Below are 23,831 nucleotides of genomic sequence, written 5' to 3'. Positions count from 1 at the left end.
CCAAGTAGACAACTCTGTCTCCCCTTCTTCTCAACAGAGTAGACAAAGTTGTCTACTCATGTCAAACTTTAATGAGTTTGAGTTTGGGTAACACGAAGAATATGAACGATAAAAAACAGCAACTCATAGACACAGCACTCGACCTGTTTTATCAACATGGTGTCGGCAATATTGGGATTAATGAGATCTTAAAAACGTCTGGAATTGCAAAAAAAACGTTATATAACCATTTTAAAAGCAAAGAAGATTTAGTACTGGCTGCTCTGCAACAGCGAGACAATCACTTTATCGATTGGTTGGATCGTATTCTATTAAATGGAAATTCAGAATATGAAAAAGTTCAATCACTATTTTATAACTTAACTGAATGGTTCCATGGGCGGGATTTAATTCTAGGTGAATTCAGAGGATGTCTATTTATCAATACTTCGGCACAATTTTCACAACCAGACAATGTCATCAGTCAATATTGCTTACTGCACAAAGAAAGAGTCAAAAAACATATTCAGTCGAGTGTAAACTTTACCAATAAGGATATTTTAGATTGGGTATGTATTCTAAAAGAAGGGGCAATTACGGCGGCGTATGTTTGCCATGATTTAAATGTGGCTGATAAATGTTTTCAGCTAATCTCACCACATTTAAATCATGAAAAAATTAAACATCATTGAGCTTTTACCATCCTTTGGTAAAGATTAATTAACAAAACACCGGCTAGGCTACCAACAACGTCAATAGCGATATCTTTAGTTTCTAAACCGTGGCTGTGACCCCAAATTTCACAAGTTTCATGGGCAAGAGGAATCAATACGGCGATAAAGGTATGCCAACGCCAGCCAATAGACGACATGGTCCAACTGATCACGCCACCAACAATCATAAAAGCAAGGAAATGCAATTGGAAGTGCCATGGCCATGCGAGCTTACCTACTTCAGGAATATACGCACCAGCAAATAAAACTAATAATACAGAGCCAAGCGCAGTGACTCGCCAAGTTGTTGAGGCTTGTGGTAAATGCATTGCAAACTCCTTTGTATTCTTTAAACAAGTTCACTATAGTCACTGCGTCATCATTCAGAGACAAAACTGTAACAATTAATTGTCAGAGTTTTGTTCATTTTTAAATCAGTTTATATAAGCAATTGATTCTTTATTTAAAACGCAACAATAAGTCGTAATAGTTATACTTAAATAAGTAAGAATTAAAATAATAAATATATTACTTCCATAGCTTCATAATAAATCTTAAAGACGACTGTAATTCTTCATATGTCGCACCATCACGAATTTCGATAGACAGTCCTTTAAGATAAGAATCAAATACCATGGCAAAACTATTCACATTGGTATCGGCAGGCAATTCTTGTTGAGCAACACCACGTTCCACACAATGAATAATGGCTAAACGTACGGCGTGCCTAGCTTGTGCAGAGACAACTTGGATTTCATGGTTTTCATCACAACAATTCAAGCCAGCTAACACTGTCATACACCCTTTTGGTGTCTGACTATCTAACTGACATTGAATCGTATCACTGAGCATTTGATATAAAGCGTCTCGAGCACAACTCTGGGAATCTTTAAGCGACTTTAACCATTCACTATTTAGATCCATATAGCGAGCAAGACATTCTTCAAACAGTTGCTGCTTGGAGCCAAAAGCGGCATAAAAACTCGCAGAAGAAATGTTACCAAGACACCCTTTCAGATCTTTTAAAGACGTTGGCTCATACCCTTTTTCCCAGAATAAGTGCATTGCCTTAATAACAGCTTCATCTCGATCAAAATTTCTCGGTCTACCGACTCGAGTCATTATGTGATCCTCTCATCTCTATTATTGCCGCTTATATAAAAACCCGAACCATCTCTTAAATATATTAGTTGAAGCTATTAATAAATAAGAGATACATAAGTATTTAAAACATAAAGAGTATTTGAATTTTGATTCGGTTTTTATTGTACCAATATCACAGAAAAAGCATAGCTAATATTGGTACAAACTCAGTCATTTTATTCAGCTTCTGATACTTGCGATGGCTGCGTTTCGATATCCAGTGCTGGGGCATCTTGCTGTTCCATAGCGGCACGCTCCGCTTTAGAAATGTAACGCGGCTTATTAGAGCGATGTAGTTTTGAATTTTGCTTCTTTATCTTCTTTTTTAGAATCTGATTAATTTTTTTCTTACGGTTCATAGTTGCTAGCTCACAAAAAAGGCGCTGTACCTTACCAGAATTTAAACGTCGAAGCAGCTAATTATCATTCAGCATAAAAACCAGACAAACGCACTCTGATAACATAAATAACTAGTTGCATAAAAAGATGGCTTATTTATCCTAGTACATCTCCTGTTCTTGTGGTGCCTGTTCTACAGGGCTAAACCGTTGTTAGAGGTATTCAACTTTGTATGTGGGGTGATATACCCAAATGACCTCAAGATGCAGGATTCAGAGCTTCATCAACGAGCCTAGGTCAAGCTCAATCACGGCAGGAATGGTCATTCCCTTTTAACGTGATTGGGCGTAGAAATAGGTTTGTTGATGAGCTCCCGAAGGGCGAGCTTTATTCGCTCCTAGGCGGTGTTACTGATTTTCTACGTAGAATGACTATGTCTTCAAATCAGTGCCTTGCCTAAGAGCGAATACATTCTCGCTGAAACAGCATCTTGAGGTTACTTGGGTATATCCATAACGGAATGATCAAGAAGATAGAAATGAAAAAGCGCCAGCAACAAGTTGCTAGCGCTTGAAATGTGGTACGCCCTACAGGATTCGAACCTGTGACCACCTGCTTAGAAGGCAGGTGCTCTATCCAGCTGAGCTAAGGGCGCGCTACAGGGAAAGGATTATACGAGTTAAAGTGTGTAAATCAACGAGTTTATCTAACAAATTGTTTCAAATGACTAAAATTTTACCAATTTATTAGATTCCGTATAAAAACAGCCCAAAGCAAACGTTTGCTTATAGATGTTCAACGAATTATCTGCGACAATGCGCGCAAAAATTTTCACGTTATAAGTGTTAAGGAAAGTCATGACTGCCCAAAATATTGATGGAAAGCTCATATCTCAAACTGTTCGTTCAGAAGTTGCTGAACGTGTGTCTGCACGTATCAAAAAAGGACTACGAGCTCCGGGCCTCGCAGTTGTGTTAGTAGGTCAAGATCCAGCCTCTCAAGTTTATGTTGGCAGTAAACGCCGCGCATGTGAAGAAGTTGGCTTTATTTCAAAATCTTATGACATGCCAGAGACCACGAACGAAGAAGAGTTGCTTGCACTTGTTGATCAGTTAAATCAAGACCCAGAAATCGATGGTATCTTGGTTCAACTGCCTCTTCCTGCTGGCATCGACAGTACTCACGTGCTAGAACGAATCATCCCGGAAAAAGATGTTGATGGTTTCCACCCTTATAATGTGGGCCGTTTAGCACAGCGCATTCCAACGTTACGTTCATGTACGCCTAAAGGCATTATGACTCTATTAGAACGATACAATATTGATGCGCGTGGTAAACACGCCGTGATCGTTGGCGCTTCAAATATTGTAGGTCGCCCAATGACACTGGAATTATTGTTAGCGGGTGCAACGACAACAACCTGTCACCGTTTTACTAAAGATCTAGAACATCATGTGCGCCAAGCTGACCTTCTCGTGGTCGCAGTCGGCAAACCTCACTTTATTCCAGGCGAATGGGTGAAAGACGGAGCGGTGGTGATCGATGTCGGTATTAATCGTTTAGATACTGGTAAATTAGTCGGCGATGTGGATTATGACGTCGCAGCGGAAAAAGCGAGCTTTATCACGCCAGTTCCTGGCGGTGTAGGTCCAATGACGGTAGCAAGCTTGATTGAAAACACCCTTATTGCATGTGAACTCAACGAGAAACGTGCATAAACAAAACAGAGCTTCCAATAAAAACGGCGACCAATTGAGTCGCCGTTTTTTTATCATCAAATATATTAAAGCCGATTAAAACACTATAGCATCAGCGAGGTGAGACACAGCAAGAGCAAAATAATAGGATCGGTTCCATTTCATCAGTACGTTGTAGTTGTTGTATACCAAGTACACTCGCCCTTTTTCATCATCAGGAACGATTAACCACGCCTTAATATCATCTTTGAGTTTTGGTAAATGACGGCCATCATAACGTGTCACCCCCAATTTGCTCCATTCAGCAAGATATTTTCCATGGCTAGCCTGACGACCAGCTAAACTCACATCAAACCCTTTCGGCAATTTAACTTGTCGCCCCCAAGTTCGATGGCTATTCCAACCTGATTTACTCAGATAGTTTGCCGTAGAAGCAAAGACATCTTCTTTTGAGCTCCAAATATCTTTTTTGCCGTCGCCGTTACCATCAGCCGCAAATGACAAGAATGAACTAGGCATAAATTGACACTGTCCCATAGCCCCAGCCCATGAGCCTTTCATATTCGCAGCACTAATGTGTCCTTGCTGGAGAATTTTAAGCGCGGCCATCGTCTCATTCCGGAAGAATTTTTCACGGCGACCGTCGTAAGCCATAGTAGAAAGCGCATCAATGACATGATAACCGCCGGTTAAAGAACCAAAATTACTTTCAATTCCCCAAAGGGCGACAATAAAGCGTGGCTGAACACCATACTTAGCCCCGATATCATGCAATTGGTCATAATACTGTTTATACAACGCTTTCGCTTTTTGCACCTTCCACTGCGGGACAGCGCGTGGAATATACTCGTCTAAGGTGAGCTTTTTTTCTGGTTGATTGCGATCAGCCACGACAGCTCTAGGACGATACTGCACATTTTTAAACGCACTGTTTAACACTTGCTCAGATATGCCCTCTTGACGAGCTTCTTGCTTAAGCCCCTCAATGTATTTATCAAAACTAACATTTTCAGCTAATACAGGTGAAGCGAGTGACATACCTAAAAGAATCGAAAGTAACTTTCTCAAGATCTCCTCCTTGAGCATTGAGGATTATGATGGTTCGTCGTCTGATTGAGATGATTTAGCGCGATCTCGATCTTGCTTATATTTTTCGAGTAAATTTTCTGGAGGTGGTGGAAGCTGCAAGAAGAAGCCTTGCTCATCCATCGATGCTTTTACTTTGTCCACATCGACCAACGCTAATTGACGGTTTTCCAGATTCACTAACATAACGAAAATAGGTTTACCGAACATCTGCAATAGAGTGTCAGGTACCTGTGAAAAATCGTCACGTTTTGGCACGTAAAGATAGGTGCCTTCTTTTTTAGAACTTTTATAGATAGAGCAAAGCATGACAAGCCTTTAATTGTAAATTCGCCGCGTTAATCGCGGTTTTGTTTAGAAACCGTCAAGTTTCGATAAAATTAACAGCAAATTACACAAAAGGTTGTAAGATAACTTGCTGTGGTCAATCATGAAATATAACATGACACCCCTAGTCTCAGGCAATGCCAATTCTTAATCAGCCATGAGTTTATCGAGGTCAAAGTAACGATGTCTAATATACCTGACCTAAAAGGTAGTAGTTTTACTTTGTCAGTATTACACCTTTCTGACAATCAAGTCGCGAATAGCGTAGAATTTTTAAAACAGAAGGTGGAACAAGCTCCCGCCTTTTTTGCAGGCGCGCCTGTAGTGATCAATATTGCCAAAGTCGACGGTGATATTGAATTTACCAAGCTAAAGGACGGAATTACCGAAGCAGGTTTGATTCCGGTTGGAATCACCGGCTGCCAAGACAAGCGCAGCCAAAACTTAGCGAAAGAAGCTGGGTTTGCAGTGATGACCACCAATAATTCACCCGCTAATGCACCAGCTGTACTAGAGCCAACGAAAGTGATTCATACACCGATTCGCTCTGGTCAACAAGTTTACGCTAAAGATTGTGATTTGGTCATTCTCAATCATGTTAGCCCTGGAGCTGAGGTGATTGCGGATGGGTCAATTCATATTTACGGAACGCTACGTGGGCGCGCTATCGCCGGAGCGAGCGGGCAACGTGATGCAAAAATTATCTGTCAAGATTTACAAGCTGAGCTAGTCTCTATTGCAGGGAACTACTGGCTTAGTGACCAAATTGAAAGTGAGTACTGGCAAAAAAAAGTGATGCTTAGTATGAATGATGAATCACTTCACTTTGAATTACTGACTCTATAAAAAGTTTAAAGGAAAGAAAAAATGGCACGCATTATTGTCGTCACGTCAGGAAAAGGCGGTGTTGGTAAAACCACCTCTAGCGCAGCGATTGCGTCGGGATTAGCCCTTAAAGGCAAGAAAACTGCAGTGGTCGATTTTGATATTGGCCTACGAAACCTTGATTTGATCATGGGCTGTGAGCGCCGCGTTGTGTATGACTTTGTTAATGTTATCAACGGTGAAGCCACGTTAAATCAAGCTCTTATCAAAGATAAGCGTAACGAGAACTTATTTATTCTTCCAGCGTCTCAAACACGTGATAAAGAGGCACTCACTAAAGATGGCGTAAAACGCGTACTCGGTGAGATGGATGAGATGGGTTTTGATTTCGTTATTTGTGACTCTCCAGCAGGTATCGAACAAGGCGCATTAATGGCGCTTTACTTTGCTGATGAAGCCATCGTAACGACAAACCCTGAAGTATCATCTGTGCGCGATTCAGACCGTATTCTTGGTATTCTTGATTCCAAATCATTACGCGCAGAAGAAGGCAAAGAGCCAGTTAAACAACACCTATTACTAACTCGCTATAATCCGTCTCGAGTATCTCAAGGTGAAATGTTAAGTGTGAACGATGTAGAAGATATTTTGCATGTTCCATTACTCGGTGTGATTCCAGAAAGTCAGGCCGTACTGAATGCATCGAACAAAGGGATCCCGGTTATTTTTGACGAACAGTCAGATGCAGGCCAAGCTTACGATGATACTGTAGAACGATTACTCGGACAGGAAATCGAATTCCGTTTTCTGACTGAGCCTAAGAAAGGAATTTTTAAACGACTGTTTGGAGGCTAACAAGGCATGTCATTACTAGAGTTTTTCCGTCCACCGAAAAAGACAACAGCCAGCTTAGCAAAAGAGCGTTTACAAATTATTGTGGCTGAACGTCGCAGCGGTAGTGACCCAGCACCAAATTATCTACCTCAATTAAAAGAAGACATTTTGAAGGTGATAGCCAAATATGTTGCTATCGATCCAGAAATGGTTGAGCTTAGCTTTGAACAAAAAGATGATGATATTTCTGTTTTGGAACTGAACGTAAAACTTCCAGAAGAAGAAAAATAGTTAAATTGTCATTCCTGAAATTAAAGCCGTTACCTAAGTAACGGCTTTTTTTACCTAAAGTATTAACAGCCGTAATTGTCAGCAATGTACTGTTCAAACTGCTCACACAATACTTGGTCAGATTCCGTATTACTCGCCAGCTCTTTCGCCCCATCAACCACACGAATCGTGGCATTGAGAGACTCAGGCTTAACCTGTTCTCGCTCCGCTAACTGAGCAATTTTTTCTTGCTGTTGTTGCCAAGCTTGTTCTGGCGATAAATTGCAGATATCCGCTAAATATTTGGCATTAAACCCTTCACCAGTCAGAGATATAATCGTCTCATTGTGCGATTGAGAGTTACCTTTATTCCAGTAATGTTGCGCCAAAAGAGGCCCGATATTTGGATTATCAGTCAGGTAGCCAAATTTATCCAGGAAGTAAGCGCGCGTTTGATATACAGCCATATGAGCCAACAGATAACCGTGATAAGCGCATGCTGACTCGTCAGACAATAAGTGAGGAATTGCCATAAGTGGTCGTGGACTACACGCTAAACCAAGAATCTTTTGTTCACATTCACGAGCAAGTTCTGTCGCACGCTCTGGTGTTAATTCATCATCAGAGAGTTGATACAGAGCGCGTTCGAAATAAGGCACCACTAAAATACTGCGCTCTTCGTAGGCTTTAAAGGGTTGGCGGCTATTAATCATCGCTTGAATCACGCTATCAGGAACCGCCTTTCCTTCTTTATCAAGCGCATAGGTTTTAAGCCAATCGACATCAGTTAACAAGCTATCGCAGAACATCGATTGTGTCTCTGCGTATGCCATGGACGTTGGTGCAAACTCTTGCGAGAAACATGGCGCGTTCATTTTTACATTGGCAAAATGCGCCGCGTGGCCACCTTCATGGAACAAGGTGTTAATACCATCGTAACCACTGCCAATTTGGTCTGGTTTGGCGTTACTTGTGAAGTTGACTTTCGCCGCGACCCACTTGTTTTGATCATAAAACGATGGAATAGGCCCATGGCAAAAGCCATTCGGATATTTTCCTTTACGATCTAAGAGATCAAGTGTTAATTCTGCACCAGAATAATCGATATTCAAACGACCAAATGACTCGACCCAACGACGCAATGATTTAGAAAAAGGGACATAAGGATCCAACTCTCGCATTACATCGCCAGCGAAAGAGAAGATAAAGTTATGCCCACGCAGTGACTGCTCACCCTTCTCATCAGCCAACTGTTTTAAGCTATTTAGATGGGCATCACGAGTGCGCTGCTCAAAATCATCAAGGATGGTAAATAACTCATCACTCGACATTTTTTCGCCTTTCTTCACCGAATAATCAAAGAAGTTCGCGAAACCTAAGTGACGAGCAAAACGGTTACGCAATTTTATCAATTCGATAAAGCCGTTATTTAATGCCCACTGCTCTAGGCCAAGCAAAGCCTGATGAGCACTTTGACGTACTGACTCATGATCACTGGTACGAACCGTTGAGCCAAGAGTCACTAACGAGGCTTCTACCGATTCACCGTTTTCATCTTGGTATGTCATCACGTAGTTTTTTTTCTTCTCGAACAGATCGGCTTCAAACTGAATCAGTTCATCTTTAAGCGCTTGTGCTTCTGAAGATTCAATCGCATGGGCCTGAAACATTTCTAGCCAGCCAGTAAGACCCGTAATGGTTTGCTGCTTCTCTTGTTCGTCCGTAATGGATTTTGCCGCTTCTAGCTGCTCTTTTACTGCGGTAATTTGAGCGGCTGAACTGATGAATTTAGTCCACTCAGTCTGAGCTTTAGCTGAACCTTCATGATCATCACTGATCCCCATGTAAGTTTCCCAGAAGAAGTCTTCTTTTACACGGTGGATATGAAGGTAACGCTGATTAAGATCGTTTAGAAATTCGGTCGCTGACATGACAATCCTTCTTCTTTTTCCATAAAACAGCGAGTCTCCTCGCTTTAAAATAACAATAACCGCCTGATAGGCGGCTATATTTTAATTATTTGCTAACTTTTCATTGAGTTTATTACCGATAACGTCAAGTCGCCATCCTTGCATCACATCGGGTAACTCGACAGGATCGCGGTCTTTTTTCCATACCCAAGTAAGAAACTGGTTTAACTGTTTTTTTGACGCAATAAACTCAGTGGCTAGACCTTGTTTTTCCGCAGCGACTTTCACTAAGTCTTTTAACTGCTTAAATAGTTGCTTGTAACCTGGATAATCCATCAACGGTACGATGACTTCTGGATAATCTTCTTCGTCGACAAGCTGAGCGGCTTTTACCATCGCAATAATTTTACTGCTATGGCGACGAATTGCGTGTCTGTCCACGCCCGCCATTTCCATCTCTTTTGCACTCAGAGGCATCGCTCTAGCAATCGATAAAAGCTCATTTTCACGAATCACAAAATTCAACGCTAGATTACGTTTCACCGCTTCTTGATATCGCCAAGTCGCTAGTGGTTTCAATAAGGCTAATTCCTGTGGTGTGAGTTGCCATGCACCTTTGATATTGAGGTAGGCTTGGTCTGGATCAATTTGTAATGTCCGCTTTTCACATTGTAATTGAGACTCTTGCTGAGCGGCTTGCCACCACCCCGCTGCCGAGACTTTCGCTTGCAATTGCTCGTAGATAGGCAGTAGATAGAAAACATCTGCTGCCGCGTATTCTAACTGCTTCTCCGTCAACGGGCGTGCTAACCAATCGGTACGTGATTCACTTTTATCGAGTTCAATATCAACAATTTCTTTCACCAATGCGGCAAAACCAGTGGATAACCCATAACCAATAAACGCCGCCATAATTTGGCTATCAACCATAGGTGTAGGTACACAATCAAACTCGTTATAGAACACTTCAATATCTTCACCACAAGCATGCAATACCTTGACGACACTGACATCTTTCAATAACTGTACGAAAGGGGTCATGTCTTCTAGTGCAAGTGGATCGACCAGAGAGACTTGCTGTCCATCATAAAGCTGAATCAGACCTAGCTGTGGGTAAAAGGTGCGAGTGCGGACAAACTCTGTATCCAGCATAACCACATCTGTTTGACGTGCAGCTTGGCACACCTGTTCCAGTTCGCTAAAAGTAGTAATAATCTGATATTTCACACAAGGCTCACTTTTTACTTTAGATTAGCGGCAAATTAACGACCAATAAAAATGCCGACGTTGACTGTCGGCATTGTAACATTATTTCACTTCATTGACGTGTCACACCGCACCTAAATAACGGATTTACAGCACAACTAAGTCAAAGAGAGCCTCTACGATTTATTTTTCATATTCGCTTCATTTTCTTCACGTAGAACTCGACGTAAAATTTTACCAACATTACTCTTTGGTAACTCATCGCGAAATTCGATCACTTTCGGGATTTTATAGCCAGTCAAATATTGGCGACAATGTGCAATAAGCTCATCTTTTGTGACACTAGGATCACGCGCAACCACGAATAATTTCACCACCTCACCAGACACTTCATGGGTCTGACCAATAGCGGCCACTTCCAGAACTTTGTCATGCAGCGCAACAACATCTTCAATCTCATTAGGATAAACATTAAAGCCAGACACTAATATCATGTCCTTTTTTCGATCGACGATATAGAGCATCCCCAGCTCATCAAACCGAACAATATCGCCAGTGGAAAGCCAACCATCTTCTGTCATTACTTCGCGTGTTGCATCTGGTCGCGCCCAGTATCCTTTCATCACCTGTGGACCTCGGACCTGCAATTCACCGACGCCGTCAGATCCCAGCACATTACCCTCTTCATCCACAATCCGAGCTTCTGTTGAAGGCACGGGTAACCCAATGGCTCCGGAATAATCCGTCAAATCATAAGGGTTGCCCGCAACAAGAGGTGAACACTCCGTGAGTCCGTACCCTTCGAGTAAATGTGTCCCCGTGATTTTCTTCCATTTTTCGGCAACGGCGCGCTGCACAGCCATACCGCCACCCACAGACAATTTGAGATGACCAAAATCTAGGGTATGAAAATCTTCGTTAGAGACCAAAGCATTAAACAGAGTATTTACCCCAGTTATCGCCGTAACATCATGCTTTTCTAACTCTTTTACAAATCCAGGGATATCCCGCGGATTAGTAATTAGTAAGTTTGCACCACCCATCTCAATAAAAAGTAAGCAGTTCACAGATAAAGCAAAAACATGGTAAAGCGGTAAAGCCGTAACCACCAGCTCTCGACCTTCTCTTAATACCGGCCCATAAGCACCTTTAGCCTGCAGCACGTTCGCCACCATATTTCGGTGAGTTAGAACGGCGCCTTTTGCGACACCTGTCGTTCCACCGGTATACTGCAAAAATGCGACATCCTCACCTTCTAGATATGGCTTTACATATTGTAGGCGACGACCTTTACGGATTGCTTGGCGCATCGAAATCGCGCCAGGAAGATGATATTTAGGCACCAACCGTTTGACGTATTTCACCACGAAATCAACCATGGTTCCTCTGGCGCGAGGTAACATCTGCCCAAGGCTGGTTAGAATGACGTGTTTGACTGGGGTGTTTTTAACGATAGATTCAAGTGTGCTAGCAAAGTTTGAAACAATAACGATGGTTTCAATATCCGCGTCCCTAAGTTGATGCTCTAACTCGCGAGGGGTATATAGCGGGTTGACATTTACCACAACTAGCCCTGCTCGCAAAATACCAAATAGCGCCACGGGATACTGCAATAAATTGGGCATCATTAAGGCGACTCGGTCACCCTTTTTTAACTTAAGCTCATTTTGTAAGTAAGCGGCGAACGCTCGACTGCGTTCTTCTAACTTACGAAATGTCATGACAGTGCCCATATTAATAAAGGCAGCTTGGTCAGAAAATTGTCGAACAGAACGTTCAAACAGCTCAACTAATGACTGATACTGATCGGGATCGATGGTTTCAGGTACATCATCTGGGTAACGTGAAAGCCAAGGTTTATCCACTGTCATACTCCTCATTATTGAACTCACCGTAATGCTGAATGAACAGCAATATCTTCCAGTCAGTTCAATGGGTCTGAGTAGCATGTCCAAACAACGTCCGATCAACTCTGGACGTCATTTGGATAACTTGAACTCAAACCACTACTACTGTTGTGTTTGATTAACCAAGCCTAGAATAAGTTCCGCTACCTGTTCAGGTTGTTCTAAATGGCAATGGTGTCCACCTTCAATGGTAAAGACTTCCGGTGGATTTTCCGTCAACTCTCTGCATTGTTGTGGTAAATACGGAAAACCTTCATCACCAATAATAACCCGTTGTGGACAAGTGACCTGCTCCATAATTTGTTTGGCATGCATTGGGCTTAAACGATACAACGCATCGCACTTCAGCTTACCGTCACTGCGCCAATACCATAAATCACCGACTTGTTTGATACCTCGTTCAATCACTGGCGATATCAAAGCTGGCGCAATTTTATTGACTTGGGCGCGATGGCGAACAGCCGTTTTTACACAGTCATAGCCACGGGCTGGAACACTGCGATATTGATGACGACTAATGACACCTTCTCGCAATCTTGTCACACATTCTTCTGGCGCTTCAGACAAAGGGGCATATCCTTCAATCTGAACTAATCCTGAGACTTGTTCAGGAAAGGCGGCACTATAACAAGCAGAGATTAATGCACCAAGTGAATGTCCTACCAAAATACGTTTGTTCGGCGAAAAATTAGGCATCAACTGATAAATATCATCGATATAATCGTGAAATAGATAGAAGTTACTACCCAATTTATTTGATGACATGCCATGACCCGGAAGATCAATGGCACACAGGTGGTATTGTGGCGCAAGCGCATGAAACGCTTCCATCACAGAATAGAAACTTGCTGCGTTATCTAACCATCCATGGAGAAACACTATCGTGGTTTCTGCACTTTGGGCATCGCCAATTTCAACGGCGCTCAATTCACCATCAGCAAGATCATAGGTGGTTTCAGAGAATAAGCTCTCTTCGGCAGAAACACTTTCTGAACTTATTGTTTCATCTAACATTATTTTACCGTTTTGATGACGCGACCTTCACTATAATAAGAATCTTCGAAGTGTCGACAGTAAAATCCCCGGCATCGATAAAAGTTAGGGCCAAGATCGTCCATAATCACGCGCTCTTCCACTTTCCATAAGTGTTCACCAGTTACGCGCATTACTGGAAAGGTCTGCTTGTAGTCGCCAATATGTCCTTTTTCTGCCGTCATGGTTTGACCAATAACGGTAATTAATCGACCTTTGGAATAGCTAACCGGATCCAAGAAGCCATCGACATAAGCAATAAATCGACCTTTAGGTTCAACAGATAAATTCGGACGTCCTGTTTTATCTATGGGGAGATTAACGATTTCCAAACGTGTTTTATTGGCAAGATTGGAAACTCCCGCGATTACTCCGCCAAGGCGAACTTCACTGTTCGTTGTTAAATGACTCGTCCATGCGTGGTAATCAGTAATAACTGCCTCTTGATGACCTGCCAATTCAGGCGGCATCGAGACACAGCCAGTTAAAAATAGAAAAGGTAGTAAGGCTATCAGCCATTGCAGTTTTATTATTTTCATCGGCCACCTTTCATCGAATTTGCTGGTGATTAAATATAGAGATCAACGCCCAGCATTTGCGCCAACTCCTCCCGTTTAGCCTGATTCATAACATCTAAATACTCTTGCATCGCGTAACGCGCTCGCCCCTCTGGCAAATCATAATGGAGCTGAGCACCGCGAATATCGGCTTCTTTGACATGTCGAATCGATTGCGAAACGGCATTGGCTACCTTTGAGGGCTGAGCATGATCAGCGCCTTCACTATTATCAACCTTGCGCCCTTTACGACTTTTCGTCGTTCGATTAGGACCGGATATGGATGGGGGTAAACCGTTAATTGATACCATACAATTCCTCAACAATGAGATGAGGCATGATTCACCTCATCTCTGTGAGATTATTCACGCCCTGGTAGCTTTTTCCATGTCACAGTATCGCGCAAGTACACCGGACTAGAATCTTCAACAGCAACCGTGTTGCCTTTTTCTAACTCAAATTTAGCAAGAAAAGCGATATCCTGCGATTCAGGATATAACACGGGCGTTTCAATACGATTCAACGCTAATTCAGCAAAATCCTGTGCATAAGCTTGCCAGCCGGTTCCTACTTGAGCCCAAGTGAACTCATCCTGACCTAAATGTGCCACTAAGTCACTCGGTGGAACGACACATTCCTCTCCAATTGTGATCCAGCTACCATCTTGTTGACGTTGATATTGTGCCCAATAAACTTCACTCATACGGGCATCAATCGCGGTGGCAACATGAGTTGCTCCCGTTTGACGATAGGCATTTTGCGCTATGGCAGCTAATGTGGATATGCCGATCATGGGCAGATCTGCACCTAACGCTAACCCTTGAGCAATCCCGATGCCTATACGTACGCCGGTAAAACTACCTGGGCCTTGCCCGTATGCTAGAGCGTCCACGTCTTGCAGGGAAATCCCCGCTTCTTTTAACACCTCATCGACCATAGGAAGAATTTTCTTCGTGTGATCTCGTGGGGCAATTTCATTGCGACTATATAGTGTGTCACCCACCATTAACGCAACAGAACACATCTCAGTTGCGGTATCGATGGCAAGAATTTTTGCGCTCATTAATTTCTCTAATTTATTGCTGTTTCAGATAAATGGTGAAGAAAATCTTTCACGAGTTGTAAATCCCGAGTTCTTGGGATTGGCGGTAAACTGGCGAGAAATATCCCACCATAATCGCGCGTGACCAGACGGTTATCACAAATGATCAATGCTCCCCGGTCATTTTTATCACGAATGAGTCGGCCAACCCCTTGCTTAAGCGTGATAACCGCTTCAGGTAATTGCACCTGAGCAAAAGGGTCACCGCCACGTAATCGGCAATCTTCAATGCGTGCTTTTAGCAAAGGATCATCCGGAGCCGTGAATGGAAGCTTGTCAATGATAACACAGCTTAAGGCGTCACCTCTAACATCAATCCCTTCCCAGAATGCACCTGTTGCCACCAGCAACGCATTGCCTAATTCCATAAACTCTGCCAACGTTTTCTGTTTACTGGTTTCACCTTGTAAAAGAACAGGTAAGTCCAAACGCTCGCGAAACTTTTCTCCTAATTCCCGCATCATGCTATGTGACGTGCAGAGAAAAAAGCAGCGACCGCCATTCTCTTCAATCACAGGCGCTAGCATACGCACGAGTTTATCGGCTAATCCTGGGCTATTCGGTTCAGGTAAATAGCGAGGAACACACAATTTGGCTTGATGCTGATAATCGAAAGGGCTTGGCAACGAAAATTGAGCTTGCGGCTTTAAGCCTAATCGCTGGGTAAAGTGACCAAAATCGTCATTCACAGCTAACGTAGCGGAAGTAAAAATCCAAGCGCCAGGATGCATTTCCATTTGTTCATGAAACTTATCAGCCACAGTAAGTGGCGTAATATGCAAACTAAAATGGCGTGGCGTGGTGTCAAACCAGTATGAATATCCGGTGATGGAAACATCGCATACTCGATCTAAACGCCCTTTAATTAAGTTAGCCCGTTCAAATGCCGTATCTAATAACTGACTGCGCCCCAAAGCAAGCTTCAATACCTCAATCGCAAAATCGATCCCCTCTTGAAGACGTTCGACTTCACGTTGAATTGATGGCGATGCCATGGCCTCTCGCCAGTTACCTCGGTAACCGGAATCCCCTAGTACGATGCGTAAATCCATCGCACTTTGATGAAGCTTTGCAGCGATTTTCTGCAACTGACGCATATCTTTCGCTTCAGTGCGATAACCAATTTCAATGTCTTTGGCCAAATCTTGGATTTGTCGGCTAGACAACGATTGACCAAAATATTGGCTGGCTATATCTGGTAGCTGATGGGCTTCATCAAAGATAAAGACATCGGCTTCAGGAATCAGCTCACCAAACCCTGTCTCTTTTATCGCCAAATCGGCTAAAAATAGGTGGTGGTTCACGACAACAACATCCGCATCCATTGCTTTGCGTCGCGCTTTAGACACAAAACAATCTTGATAACTCGGGCATTCTTTACCCAAACAATTATCGTTTGTTGATGTAATGGTCGGAATAATAATACTGTCTTCAGGAAGCGCTTCACATTCGCCCAGATCACCTGTTTTGGTCTCTGATGACCAAGAACGAACTTTAACTAGCTGGGTTAACAGTGTGGGATCGGCTTCGTTAGTATGACTTTCTACCATCTGTCGGCTAAGGCGGTCTAAACATAGATAGTTAGCACGCCCTTTCAATAACGCGACCTTCCCCAGAAAGCCCAACGCCCCGCTCATCAATGGTAAGTCTCGGTGAAATAGCTGCTCTTGAAGATTTTTTGATCCAGTACTAATGATGATTTTTTTTCCACTAAGTAGTGCTGGTACTAGATAGGCGAAGGTTTTTCCTGTGCCTGTTCCAGCCTCAACCACTAACTGACCATCTGTTTTGATGGCGTTATACACGGCTTGCGCCATATCTACTTGTGCTTGGCGAGGTTGAAAGCCCGGAATAGCTTGCCCCAAAGCGCCTTGCTCAGAAAAGGTTTTTTCGATCATTATACGTCAGGTTTGGAATCATCTGTGGCGGGAATTATGGCAGGTTTCAGTCATCGACGCGACTTGTAATGACAAGCGCGTCGACACAGTTCACTTTGCTACTGATATTAAACCAAGGCGATTGAAAGTAGAAAAATCGTTATTTTCTCGTTAAATAACGATTCAACCAAGCTGGGCATTCAAAGTTGGAATCACCTTGTTGTTGCATCAGCATGGCTTTGGCGGCATCACTTGGTGACGCTTTTGCCTCCCACATTTGATCCAAAATTTGATAATCAATCAGATTATCCCCCATCAAAGCGGTCACACGCTCAACATAGAGTTTGTGTGCCAATAAATCTTTGTCCATAACAGTCACCTTTGGAGACAAGAAAATGTTATTTCGCCTTCATATAAGCGGCTTTCACCCTTCATTTATGGTTAAAGTCACCCAGCTATTACCGAACTGATTTTTGATATTGGTTGAATCTGTAATGATTATGGATTAATTATAGTGGCTATTATCGAGCGTGCCTCTGCCGTTTTGGCCGTTCGATTTATTTTTTGACTATAAAAAATTCTTTCACGGAAGTTGTAATTGATGGAAAAGAAAACTCTCCTCACGCATTGTACTGATGAACCAGGTCTTATTTCTAAAATAACGAATATCTGTTACAAGCATCAGTTAAATATTATTCACAATAGCGAATTTGTGGATAACACAACCGGCCAGTTCTTTATGCGTACAGAACTTGAAGGTTACTTTAATGATCACACATTTATTGCCGATCTGGATCAAGCCCTGCCAACAGGTGCAGAGCATCGCCTAATTAACTCTGGTCGCAAACGTATCGTTATCTTAGTGACTAAAGAATCTCACTGTTTAGGTGACATTCTAATGAAAAACTATGATGGTAGCCTCGACGTTGAGATCGCTGCGGTAGTCGGTAACTACGATAAACTGCAAACCTTAACCGAACGTTTTGATATTCCTTACCACTTCGTTTCTCACGAAGGTCTAACGCGTGCTCAACACGATCAGAAAATGTTAGAAGTGGTTAACCAGTACGAACCCGACTATTTGGTGTTAGCCAAGTACATGCGCATTCTTACCCCTGAATTTGTTAATCGATATCCGCATCGTATTATCAATATTCATCACAGTTTCTTACCTGCATTTATTGGCGCAAAACCGTACTTACAGGCTTATGAGCGCGGGGTTAAAATCATTGGTGCAACCGCTCACTTTGTTACCAGTAATTTAGATGAAGGCCCTATCATTAAACAAGATGTGATTCCGGTCGATCATACCTTTAGCGCCCAAGATATGGCGCAAGCAGGACGTGATGTAGAGAAGAATGTCCTGAGTAAAGCTTTAGGTAAGGTGCTGAATGATCATGTTTTAGTCCAAGGAAATAAAACCATCATTTTGTAATTGACCACTTAGCTTGCCCTCTCCCTCTCATCAGCGCAATCTCGCGTACCTAGTGCTGATGAGAGGCTCTCCCCCCCCCCTGCTTTTCACTCCATTCTGACCGATTTTTGATCCATTCAACGTTATACCCAAATGACCTCAAGATGCAGGATTCAGAGCTTCATCAACGAGCCTAGGTCAAGCTCAATCACGGCAGGAATGGTCATTCCCTTTCAACGTGATTGAGCGCAGAAATAGGTTTGTTGATGAGCTCCCGAAGGGCAAGTTTTATTCGCTCCTAGGCGGTGTTACTGATTTTCAACGTAGAATGACTATGTCCTCAAATCAGTGCCTTGCCTAAGAGCGAATACATTCTCGCTGAAACAGCATCTTGAGGTTACTTGGGTATAAACCCTCTATTCTTTATAGCCAAGGCACTCAATTACTGGAGACAGGTAAGTCAACTTCGGTGATCCTTAGTTGTTTGGCTATAACGGATCCAGTAGGATGATAACCCTAACTTATTCAAATCCAATTAATTGCTCGTCACGCGATAAAGACTTAGTGATGGAGAAACAATGAAAAAAATCGTTCATATCATCGGGCTAATCTTTAAAGGCATATGGAAAACCATCACCTTTATTCGAATTGCTCTGCTCAACGTTATCTTTTTGGCTTTTATTGCAGTGCTCTATTTCGCTTACACGCAAAGTATCGATTCCACTCCCAAAGAAGCAACAACGCCTTCAGCCTTAGTGCTGAACCTATCGGGACCTATTGTGGAACAGAGCACTTACTCGAATCCGGTAGATTCCATTACAGGGTCTGTATTAGGTGAAGATTTACCTAAAGAGAATGTTTTATTCAAACTGGTCGATACTATTCGCTACGCTAAAACCGATCCCAACGTCACGGGTTTGGTTCTTTCACTTAAGAACTTACCTGAGACGAACCTGACAAAATTGCGTTATATCGCCAAAGCAATTAACGAATTTAAAGCCTCTGGCAAGCCAGTATTCGCCGTAGGTGATTACTACAATCAAAGCCAATATTACCTAGCAAGCTACGCAGATAAGATATTTCTGTCTCCAGATGGCGGCGTAATGCTGAAAGGCTACAGTGCTTATTCAATGTACTTTAAAAAGCTGCTAGATAAACTTGACGTGAACACACATATTTTCCGCGTCGGAACCTATAAATCAGCCGTAGAACCTTTTATGCGCGATGACATGTCAAAAGCTGCAAAAGAAGCTTCTTCTCGCTGGTTAGGACAATTGTGGGGGGCATACATTGATGATGTCGCAACCAATCGTCATATCGAAGTTAAGACACTCACTCCAGATATGCAACAGTTCCTCGCAATGTTTAAAAAAGCCAATGGCAACCTTGCTCAGCTTTCGTTAAATGCAGGACTGGTTGATGAGCTAGCTACTCGCCCTAAAATCCGTGCGGAACTCACACGTAAATTCGGTAGTGATGGTATCGACAGTTATAACGCCATCAGTTACTACGATTATCAAAGTCAGGTACCAAGCAAACCACACCATTCGAAAAACGATATTGCCGTCATTGTTGCTAGCGGTGCCATCATGGATGGAACACAACCTCGTGGCCGCGTGGGTGGGGATACGTTAGCCGCTCAGTTACGTGATGCGCGCAATGATGACCAAGTAAAAGCCGTGGTTCTACGAGTAGATAGCCCAGGTGGTAGTGCGTTCGCGTCTGAAGTCATTCGTGAAGAAATTGATGCGCTTAAAGCCGCAGGCAAACCTGTCGTTGTGTCGATGTCCAGCTTGGCCGCTTCAGGGGGTTATTGGATTTCTATGAGCGCCGATAAAATCATCGCTCAGCCGACAACTCTGACAGGTTCTATTGGTATTTTTAGCGTGATCACAACCTTTGAAAAAGGGCTTTCTAAACTGGGCGTTTCTACCGACGGCGTTGGTACAACACCATTTTCTGGTTTAGGGGTAACCACCGGGTTAAGTGATGGTGCTAAACAAGCACTTCAAATGGGAATCGAGCACGGATACCAACGTTTCATCTCATTAGTCGGTAAAAATCGCCACATGACTCTCGATCAGGTCGATGACATTGCGCAAGGTCGTGTTTGGACTGGTCAAGACGCCCTTAAGATTGGTCTAGTGGATCAACTTGGTGACTTTGATGATGCTGTGACTGTGGCTGCCAAATTAGCGAATCTCCAATCTTATGATTTAGATTGGATTGCAGAGCCATTGACGCCCGCACAACAGCTACTTCAAGATGTACTGAGTGAAGCTCATACCAGTTTGGGATTAAACCTCAGCAGTATGGTCCCAGCAGCGTTACAACCGGCTGCAAAGCAATTGACAGAAAGTGCTAGTTTACTGAATAGCTTTAATGATCCTAAAGGTGTTTATGCATTTTGCTTAAATTGCCAAGTTGAGTAGGTAATGTCTCTGACTACTCATATCAACGTGGATTCTTAGCGTTGAAAACCACTAAATCGGAGATCACTAAAATACAGGCGCAAACGAATGCGCCTGTTTTTATTCTTGTCATTTTCGCTATAATCGCGAGTCTGTTCCCTTAATGAGTGATTTCTAGCAATGGCCAGAAAACATATCTATATCGCCTATACTGGTGGCACAATCGGTATGACCAAGTCTGATCATGGTTACATACCCGTTGCAGGATTTATGGAAAAACAACTGGCAAGCATGCCAGAATTCCACCGCGAGGAAATGCCTGAGTTCACCATTCATGAATACGATCCACTGATGGATTCGTCTGATATGACACCGTCAGATTGGCAATATATCGCCAATGACATTCGTGATAACTACGATAAGTACGATGGTTTCGTCATTTTACATGGTACTGATACCATGGCTTATACCGCTTCAGCCCTATCATTTATGCTGGAAAACCTTGGTAAGCCCGTTATCGTCACAGGATCACAAATCCCTTTGGCAGAATTACGTTCAGATGGTCAAGCTAACTTGCTTAACGCTCTGCACATTGCTGCTAACTACCCGATTAATGAAGTAACGTTATTTTTCAATAATCAATTAATGCGCGGTAACCGCAGCACTAAATCTCATGCTGATGGATTTAATGCTTTTACGTCACCCAACCTACCTCCGCTGCTGGAAGCAGGTATTAACATTCAAGTGAGTAATTTCGTCAAAGTTGATGAAAAGCCTCAGGGAGAATTTCGCGTACACGACATTACACCTCAACCTATTGGTGTGATTACCATGTACCCTGGCATTTCTCATGAAGTTATTCGCAACACACTACTTCAACCCGTTAATGCAATGATTTTGTTAACATTTGGTGTAGGTAATGCGCCACAAAATCCAGAGTTGTTAGCCCATTTGCATGATGCTTCAGAGCGCGGCGTTATCGTTGTTAACCTTACGCAATGTTTGGCAGGTAAAGTCAATATGGGGGGATATGCAACAGGGTGCGCTCTGCATGATGCTGGTGTTATCAGTGGCTTCGATATGACCCCTGAAGCGGCTTTAGCAAAATTGCACTACCTACTTAGCCAGAACCTAAGTTACGAGCAGATCAAAGAAAAAATGCAGCAAGTTCTACGCGGTGAGATGAGTTTATAACCTAGAATTTGCTCAGAAGATCACGTTTATTAAGCCTCGATAGAAAATATCGGGGCTTTTTTATGTTCTATTGCGCTATAACATATACCGCTTACTTATTAGGGTTTATTCTTAAGATATCACTCTGATTTGATTGGAAACGTTGTTTAAGTTCAGTCTTAGACTTGAACGTTATTTCACCATCAGTGCCAACGGTCATATGATCGGGATTGTTATTATGCTTGGCTTGATAAAGCATCACAGCTTGCATACAAGAATCGCGCTGCTCTTTTGATAACGACGTTCCTTCAGGCCATTTACCCGTTTCTACTGCGTACAATAGACGTTCGTAAGCTTCTGGTGTAATGGAATTAACTAATTGTTCTCTATCCATGATGTTCTCCACTTTTAGTATTAAGCTTGGGGGCTCAAGTCTGAACATCAACACGATATCTTTCTGGCATATTCCGTCAAGAAAGACTAAATAGTTAAGTGTTATTGATCACAAGCGAACCTTATGAATAGCATAAAATTTATGCTGCTTATGCTTCTAACTGTTAGCTTGAGCGGCTGTTTTGAAAATAAAAGCAATACCGAGCAATTGTGCAAGGACAATCCAAATCTACGCTGCGAACGACTCAACATGGATGATGGACAATGCCGAGTAGCCCGGACCGATTTAATTTGGCACCGTTATCAAGTGTTAAAAAATGAAACGGTCTCTAATCTCATCAGCGAGTATCACTACCTCGCAGCATACAAAAAATGCATGTCTTTAGCAGCTCAAATTCGAGCTATTGATCAGGCAGAGTTAAAGCAACTGCGTTTCGCTGCCGTGCAAAATGCCAGTGAAGACGAAGAACAATTAGTTGAAACGATTCGTAATAGTCATTCTCCAACGGCTCTTTACTTTCTTTGGAGTCAGATCGGTGATAAACAAGCGCAAAGAGAATTTCTTCAAATGGAAGGAAAGCCTGCTCTTGAAACTCCAGAAATGCAATACGCTCTCGCTACTTTTTATACCTCTAGAGACAATCGAAAAACCATTCGATTATTGAATCACGCCCTAGAATTGGCCAAAAACGACGACGTTAATCTGGATATTTTTAAAGCCTTGGCAAGTAACTACCAACTGCTTAACCAGCGTCATTACGCTTATATCTGGGCAATGGTCAGTAAGCACTACGGTGTTCCTGTTGCGGACAGCGAAGATATGAAATTGTTATTTGGTTACAGCGATGAACAATATGATGAATTAAATAACATTGCAGATAATGTGGTCGATGCTCTTAAACAGGGTAACTATTCTAAAGACTTAATCCCTAATGCTTTGAAACAACTAAAAATTAGTATAAATCCATAGTCACTTTCTTACCCAACCTAGAACCTCCTTATGGAGGTTCTTTTTGTTTGCTCTTTAATTGAACAACGTTTAATTACTAAATTTTGTACAAATTACTCTTTTTTGTTGAAAATTAACGACACAGAATTCACACAGTAGCGTTCACCGGTTGTTTGTGGCCCATCAGGAAAAACGTGCCCTAAGTGGCTTTCACACTGTGCACAACGGATCTCAGTACGTATCATTCCGTGACTGCGATCTTCAATATACCGTATTGCATCTTCATTTATCGGCGCGTCAAAACTAGGCCAACCGCAACCAGAGTCATACTTATTGTCAGAGATAAATAAAGGAGCCTGACAGCAAGTACAGTGGTAAATCCCAGTTTCTTTGTTATGTAACAACGTGCCAGAGAAAGGCATCTCCGTACCGTGTTCTCGACAGACTCGAAACTGTTCATCGGTCAGTTTATCTCGCCAGTATTCTTCTGATTTTAAATCACTTTTTCCTTTATTATTCACGTTAAGCTCTCTTTATTCGGCTAATTAATGTGGTAATTCTCTCTCATCGAGCTTGTCAGGTAAATGCTTTGTAGCACATACTTTGTATCTATATGACAGTTAGGGTTTTATTGACAAAATACCTATCTGTTCATGATTTAATATTGTTCTTATTAGTAAAAAGAAT

General features: G+C 42.5%; 25 protein-coding genes and 1 tRNA gene. 9 read left to right on the top strand and 17 right to left on the bottom strand.

The window, feature by feature from the left end; genetic code table 11:
* Positions 1 to 101 precede the first annotated feature (101 nt).
* Complete coding sequence (locus tag I1A42_RS05040; RefSeq protein ID WP_161154157.1) at positions 102 to 671, top strand: TetR/AcrR family transcriptional regulator; 570 nt, start codon at positions 102 to 104, stop codon at positions 669 to 671.
* On the opposite strand, the gene I1A42_RS05035 is transcribed toward I1A42_RS05040, so the two are convergent.
* From I1A42_RS05035 to I1A42_RS05020, 4 genes are all read right to left on the bottom strand, one after another.
* Positions 665 to 1,021, bottom strand: a complete 357-nt coding sequence (locus I1A42_RS05035; RefSeq protein ID WP_196122822.1) for a hypothetical protein — start codon at positions 1,019 to 1,021, stop codon at positions 665 to 667. The two genes, I1A42_RS05040 and I1A42_RS05035, sit on opposite strands and share 7 nt — an antisense overlap.
* Before the next feature lie 199 nt (positions 1,022 to 1,220).
* The gene (locus I1A42_RS05030) at positions 1,221 to 1,814 is read right to left on the bottom strand and encodes a TetR/AcrR family transcriptional regulator (protein WP_161154159.1); all 594 of its coding nucleotides are present in this window, start codon (positions 1,812 to 1,814) and stop codon (positions 1,221 to 1,223) included.
* A gap of 197 nt (positions 1,815 to 2,011) precedes the next feature.
* On the bottom strand, positions 2,012 to 2,194 hold the full coding sequence (locus I1A42_RS05025; protein ID WP_196122821.1) for a DUF2986 domain-containing protein: 183 nt from the start codon (positions 2,192 to 2,194) through the stop codon (positions 2,012 to 2,014).
* Positions 2,195 to 2,752: 558 nt separating this feature from the next.
* A tRNA-Arg gene (locus I1A42_RS05020) sits at positions 2,753 to 2,829 on the bottom strand.
* Between the two features lie 202 nt (positions 2,830 to 3,031).
* Here I1A42_RS05020 and folD point away from each other — a divergent pair.
* Positions 3,032 to 3,892: a bifunctional methylenetetrahydrofolate dehydrogenase/methenyltetrahydrofolate cyclohydrolase FolD gene (folD, locus tag I1A42_RS05015; protein ID WP_161154959.1), complete on the top strand. Its 861-nt coding sequence runs from the start codon at positions 3,032 to 3,034 to the stop codon at positions 3,890 to 3,892.
* A 75-nt stretch (positions 3,893 to 3,967) separates the two neighbouring features.
* On the opposite strand, the gene I1A42_RS05010 is transcribed toward folD, so the two are convergent.
* Together I1A42_RS05010 and I1A42_RS05005 are read right to left on the bottom strand one after the other, a co-directional pair.
* Positions 3,968 to 4,939: a lytic murein transglycosylase gene (locus I1A42_RS05010; protein ID WP_196122820.1), complete on the bottom strand. Its 972-nt coding sequence runs from the start codon at positions 4,937 to 4,939 to the stop codon at positions 3,968 to 3,970.
* Positions 4,940 to 4,963: 24 nt separating this feature from the next.
* Positions 4,964 to 5,266: a YcgL domain-containing protein gene (locus tag I1A42_RS05005; RefSeq protein WP_161154955.1), complete on the bottom strand. Its 303-nt coding sequence runs from the start codon at positions 5,264 to 5,266 to the stop codon at positions 4,964 to 4,966.
* Positions 5,267 to 5,467: 201 nt separating this feature from the next.
* On the opposite strand from I1A42_RS05005, the gene minC reads away from it, so the two are divergent.
* From minC to minE, 3 genes are read left to right on the top strand one after another with little or no spacing between them, the layout of a single operon-like run.
* Positions 5,468 to 6,130: a septum site-determining protein MinC gene (minC, locus tag I1A42_RS05000; protein ID WP_161154953.1), complete on the top strand. Its 663-nt coding sequence runs from the start codon at positions 5,468 to 5,470 to the stop codon at positions 6,128 to 6,130.
* 21 nt (positions 6,131 to 6,151) lie between these two features.
* Entirely contained in the window at positions 6,152 to 6,964 is an 813-nt protein-coding gene (gene minD / locus I1A42_RS04995) for a septum site-determining protein MinD (RefSeq protein WP_161154951.1), read from the top strand.
* Positions 6,965 to 6,970: 6 nt separating this feature from the next.
* Entirely contained in the window at positions 6,971 to 7,234 is a 264-nt protein-coding gene (gene minE / locus I1A42_RS04990) for a cell division topological specificity factor MinE (RefSeq protein WP_161154949.1), read from the top strand.
* 62 nt (positions 7,235 to 7,296) lie between these two features.
* Here the strand turns inward: minE and I1A42_RS04985 are convergent, their stop codons facing one another.
* The 9 genes from I1A42_RS04985 to I1A42_RS04945 form a co-directional block, all read right to left on the bottom strand.
* The gene (locus tag I1A42_RS04985) at positions 7,297 to 9,144 is read right to left on the bottom strand and encodes a M3 family metallopeptidase (protein WP_196122819.1); all 1,848 of its coding nucleotides are present in this window, start codon (positions 9,142 to 9,144) and stop codon (positions 7,297 to 7,299) included.
* An 81-nt stretch (positions 9,145 to 9,225) separates the two neighbouring features.
* Positions 9,226 to 10,350, bottom strand: coding sequence for a ribonuclease D (gene rnd, locus I1A42_RS04980; protein WP_196122818.1), 1,125 nt, complete (start codon positions 10,348 to 10,350; stop codon positions 9,226 to 9,228).
* 155 nt (positions 10,351 to 10,505) lie between these two features.
* Positions 10,506 to 12,194, bottom strand: coding sequence for a long-chain-fatty-acid--CoA ligase FadD (fadD, locus tag I1A42_RS04975; protein WP_161154943.1), 1,689 nt, complete (start codon positions 12,192 to 12,194; stop codon positions 10,506 to 10,508).
* Positions 12,195 to 12,338: 144 nt separating this feature from the next.
* A complete protein-coding gene (locus tag I1A42_RS04970) occupies positions 12,339 to 13,250 on the bottom strand; it encodes an alpha/beta fold hydrolase (RefSeq protein ID WP_161154941.1) in 912 nt (303 codons plus the stop codon).
* Positions 13,250 to 13,807, bottom strand: a complete 558-nt coding sequence (locus I1A42_RS04965; RefSeq protein ID WP_161154939.1) for a Slp family lipoprotein — start codon at positions 13,805 to 13,807, stop codon at positions 13,250 to 13,252. Before I1A42_RS04965 ends, I1A42_RS04970 begins: the two co-directional genes overlap by 1 nt.
* Positions 13,808 to 13,836: 29 nt before the next feature.
* Positions 13,837 to 14,136: a chromosome partitioning protein ParA gene (locus I1A42_RS04960; RefSeq protein ID WP_161154937.1), complete on the bottom strand. Its 300-nt coding sequence runs from the start codon at positions 14,134 to 14,136 to the stop codon at positions 13,837 to 13,839.
* A 50-nt stretch (positions 14,137 to 14,186) separates the two neighbouring features.
* Complete coding sequence (gene tsaB, locus I1A42_RS04955; protein WP_196122817.1) at positions 14,187 to 14,888, bottom strand: tRNA (adenosine(37)-N6)-threonylcarbamoyltransferase complex dimerization subunit type 1 TsaB; 702 nt, start codon at positions 14,886 to 14,888, stop codon at positions 14,187 to 14,189.
* Between the two features lie 8 nt (positions 14,889 to 14,896).
* Positions 14,897 to 16,825 carry an ATP-dependent DNA helicase gene (locus I1A42_RS04950; RefSeq protein WP_161154933.1) on the bottom strand — a complete coding sequence of 643 codons (1,929 nt, stop codon included), beginning with the start codon at positions 16,823 to 16,825 and terminating at the stop codon, positions 14,897 to 14,899.
* Positions 16,826 to 16,964: 139 nt separating this feature from the next.
* Positions 16,965 to 17,174, bottom strand: coding sequence for a hypothetical protein (locus tag I1A42_RS04945; RefSeq protein ID WP_161154931.1), 210 nt, complete (start codon positions 17,172 to 17,174; stop codon positions 16,965 to 16,967).
* A 231-nt stretch (positions 17,175 to 17,405) separates the two neighbouring features.
* On the opposite strand from I1A42_RS04945, the gene purU reads away from it, so the two are divergent.
* From purU to ansA, 3 genes are all read left to right on the top strand, one after another.
* On the top strand, positions 17,406 to 18,239 hold the full coding sequence (gene purU / locus I1A42_RS04940; protein ID WP_196122816.1) for a formyltetrahydrofolate deformylase: 834 nt from the start codon (positions 17,406 to 17,408) through the stop codon (positions 18,237 to 18,239).
* A gap of 557 nt (positions 18,240 to 18,796) precedes the next feature.
* Positions 18,797 to 20,650 carry a signal peptide peptidase SppA gene (gene sppA, locus I1A42_RS04935; protein WP_196122815.1) on the top strand — a complete coding sequence of 618 codons (1,854 nt, stop codon included), beginning with the start codon at positions 18,797 to 18,799 and terminating at the stop codon, positions 20,648 to 20,650.
* A 159-nt stretch (positions 20,651 to 20,809) separates the two neighbouring features.
* Positions 20,810 to 21,823: an asparaginase gene (ansA, locus tag I1A42_RS04930; RefSeq protein WP_196122814.1), complete on the top strand. Its 1,014-nt coding sequence runs from the start codon at positions 20,810 to 20,812 to the stop codon at positions 21,821 to 21,823.
* Positions 21,824 to 21,914: 91 nt separating this feature from the next.
* On the opposite strand, the gene I1A42_RS04925 is transcribed toward ansA, so the two are convergent.
* The gene (locus I1A42_RS04925) at positions 21,915 to 22,196 is read right to left on the bottom strand and encodes a YeaC family protein (RefSeq protein ID WP_161154923.1); all 282 of its coding nucleotides are present in this window, start codon (positions 22,194 to 22,196) and stop codon (positions 21,915 to 21,917) included.
* A gap of 123 nt (positions 22,197 to 22,319) precedes the next feature.
* Between I1A42_RS04925 and I1A42_RS04920 the strand changes: the two genes are divergently transcribed.
* Entirely contained in the window at positions 22,320 to 23,165 is an 846-nt protein-coding gene (locus I1A42_RS04920; RefSeq protein ID WP_161154921.1) for a DUF2989 domain-containing protein, read from the top strand.
* Between the two features lie 92 nt (positions 23,166 to 23,257).
* On the opposite strand, the gene msrB is transcribed toward I1A42_RS04920, so the two are convergent.
* Entirely contained in the window at positions 23,258 to 23,665 is a 408-nt protein-coding gene (gene msrB / locus I1A42_RS04915; protein WP_196122813.1) for a peptide-methionine (R)-S-oxide reductase MsrB, read from the bottom strand.
* Positions 23,666 to 23,831 lie beyond the last annotated feature (166 nt).

This window comes from Vibrio nitrifigilis (assembly GCF_015686695.1).
Lineage (GTDB): Bacteria > Pseudomonadota > Gammaproteobacteria > Enterobacterales > Vibrionaceae > Vibrio > Vibrio nitrifigilis.
This window is presented reverse-complemented; position numbering and strand designations above follow the sequence as displayed.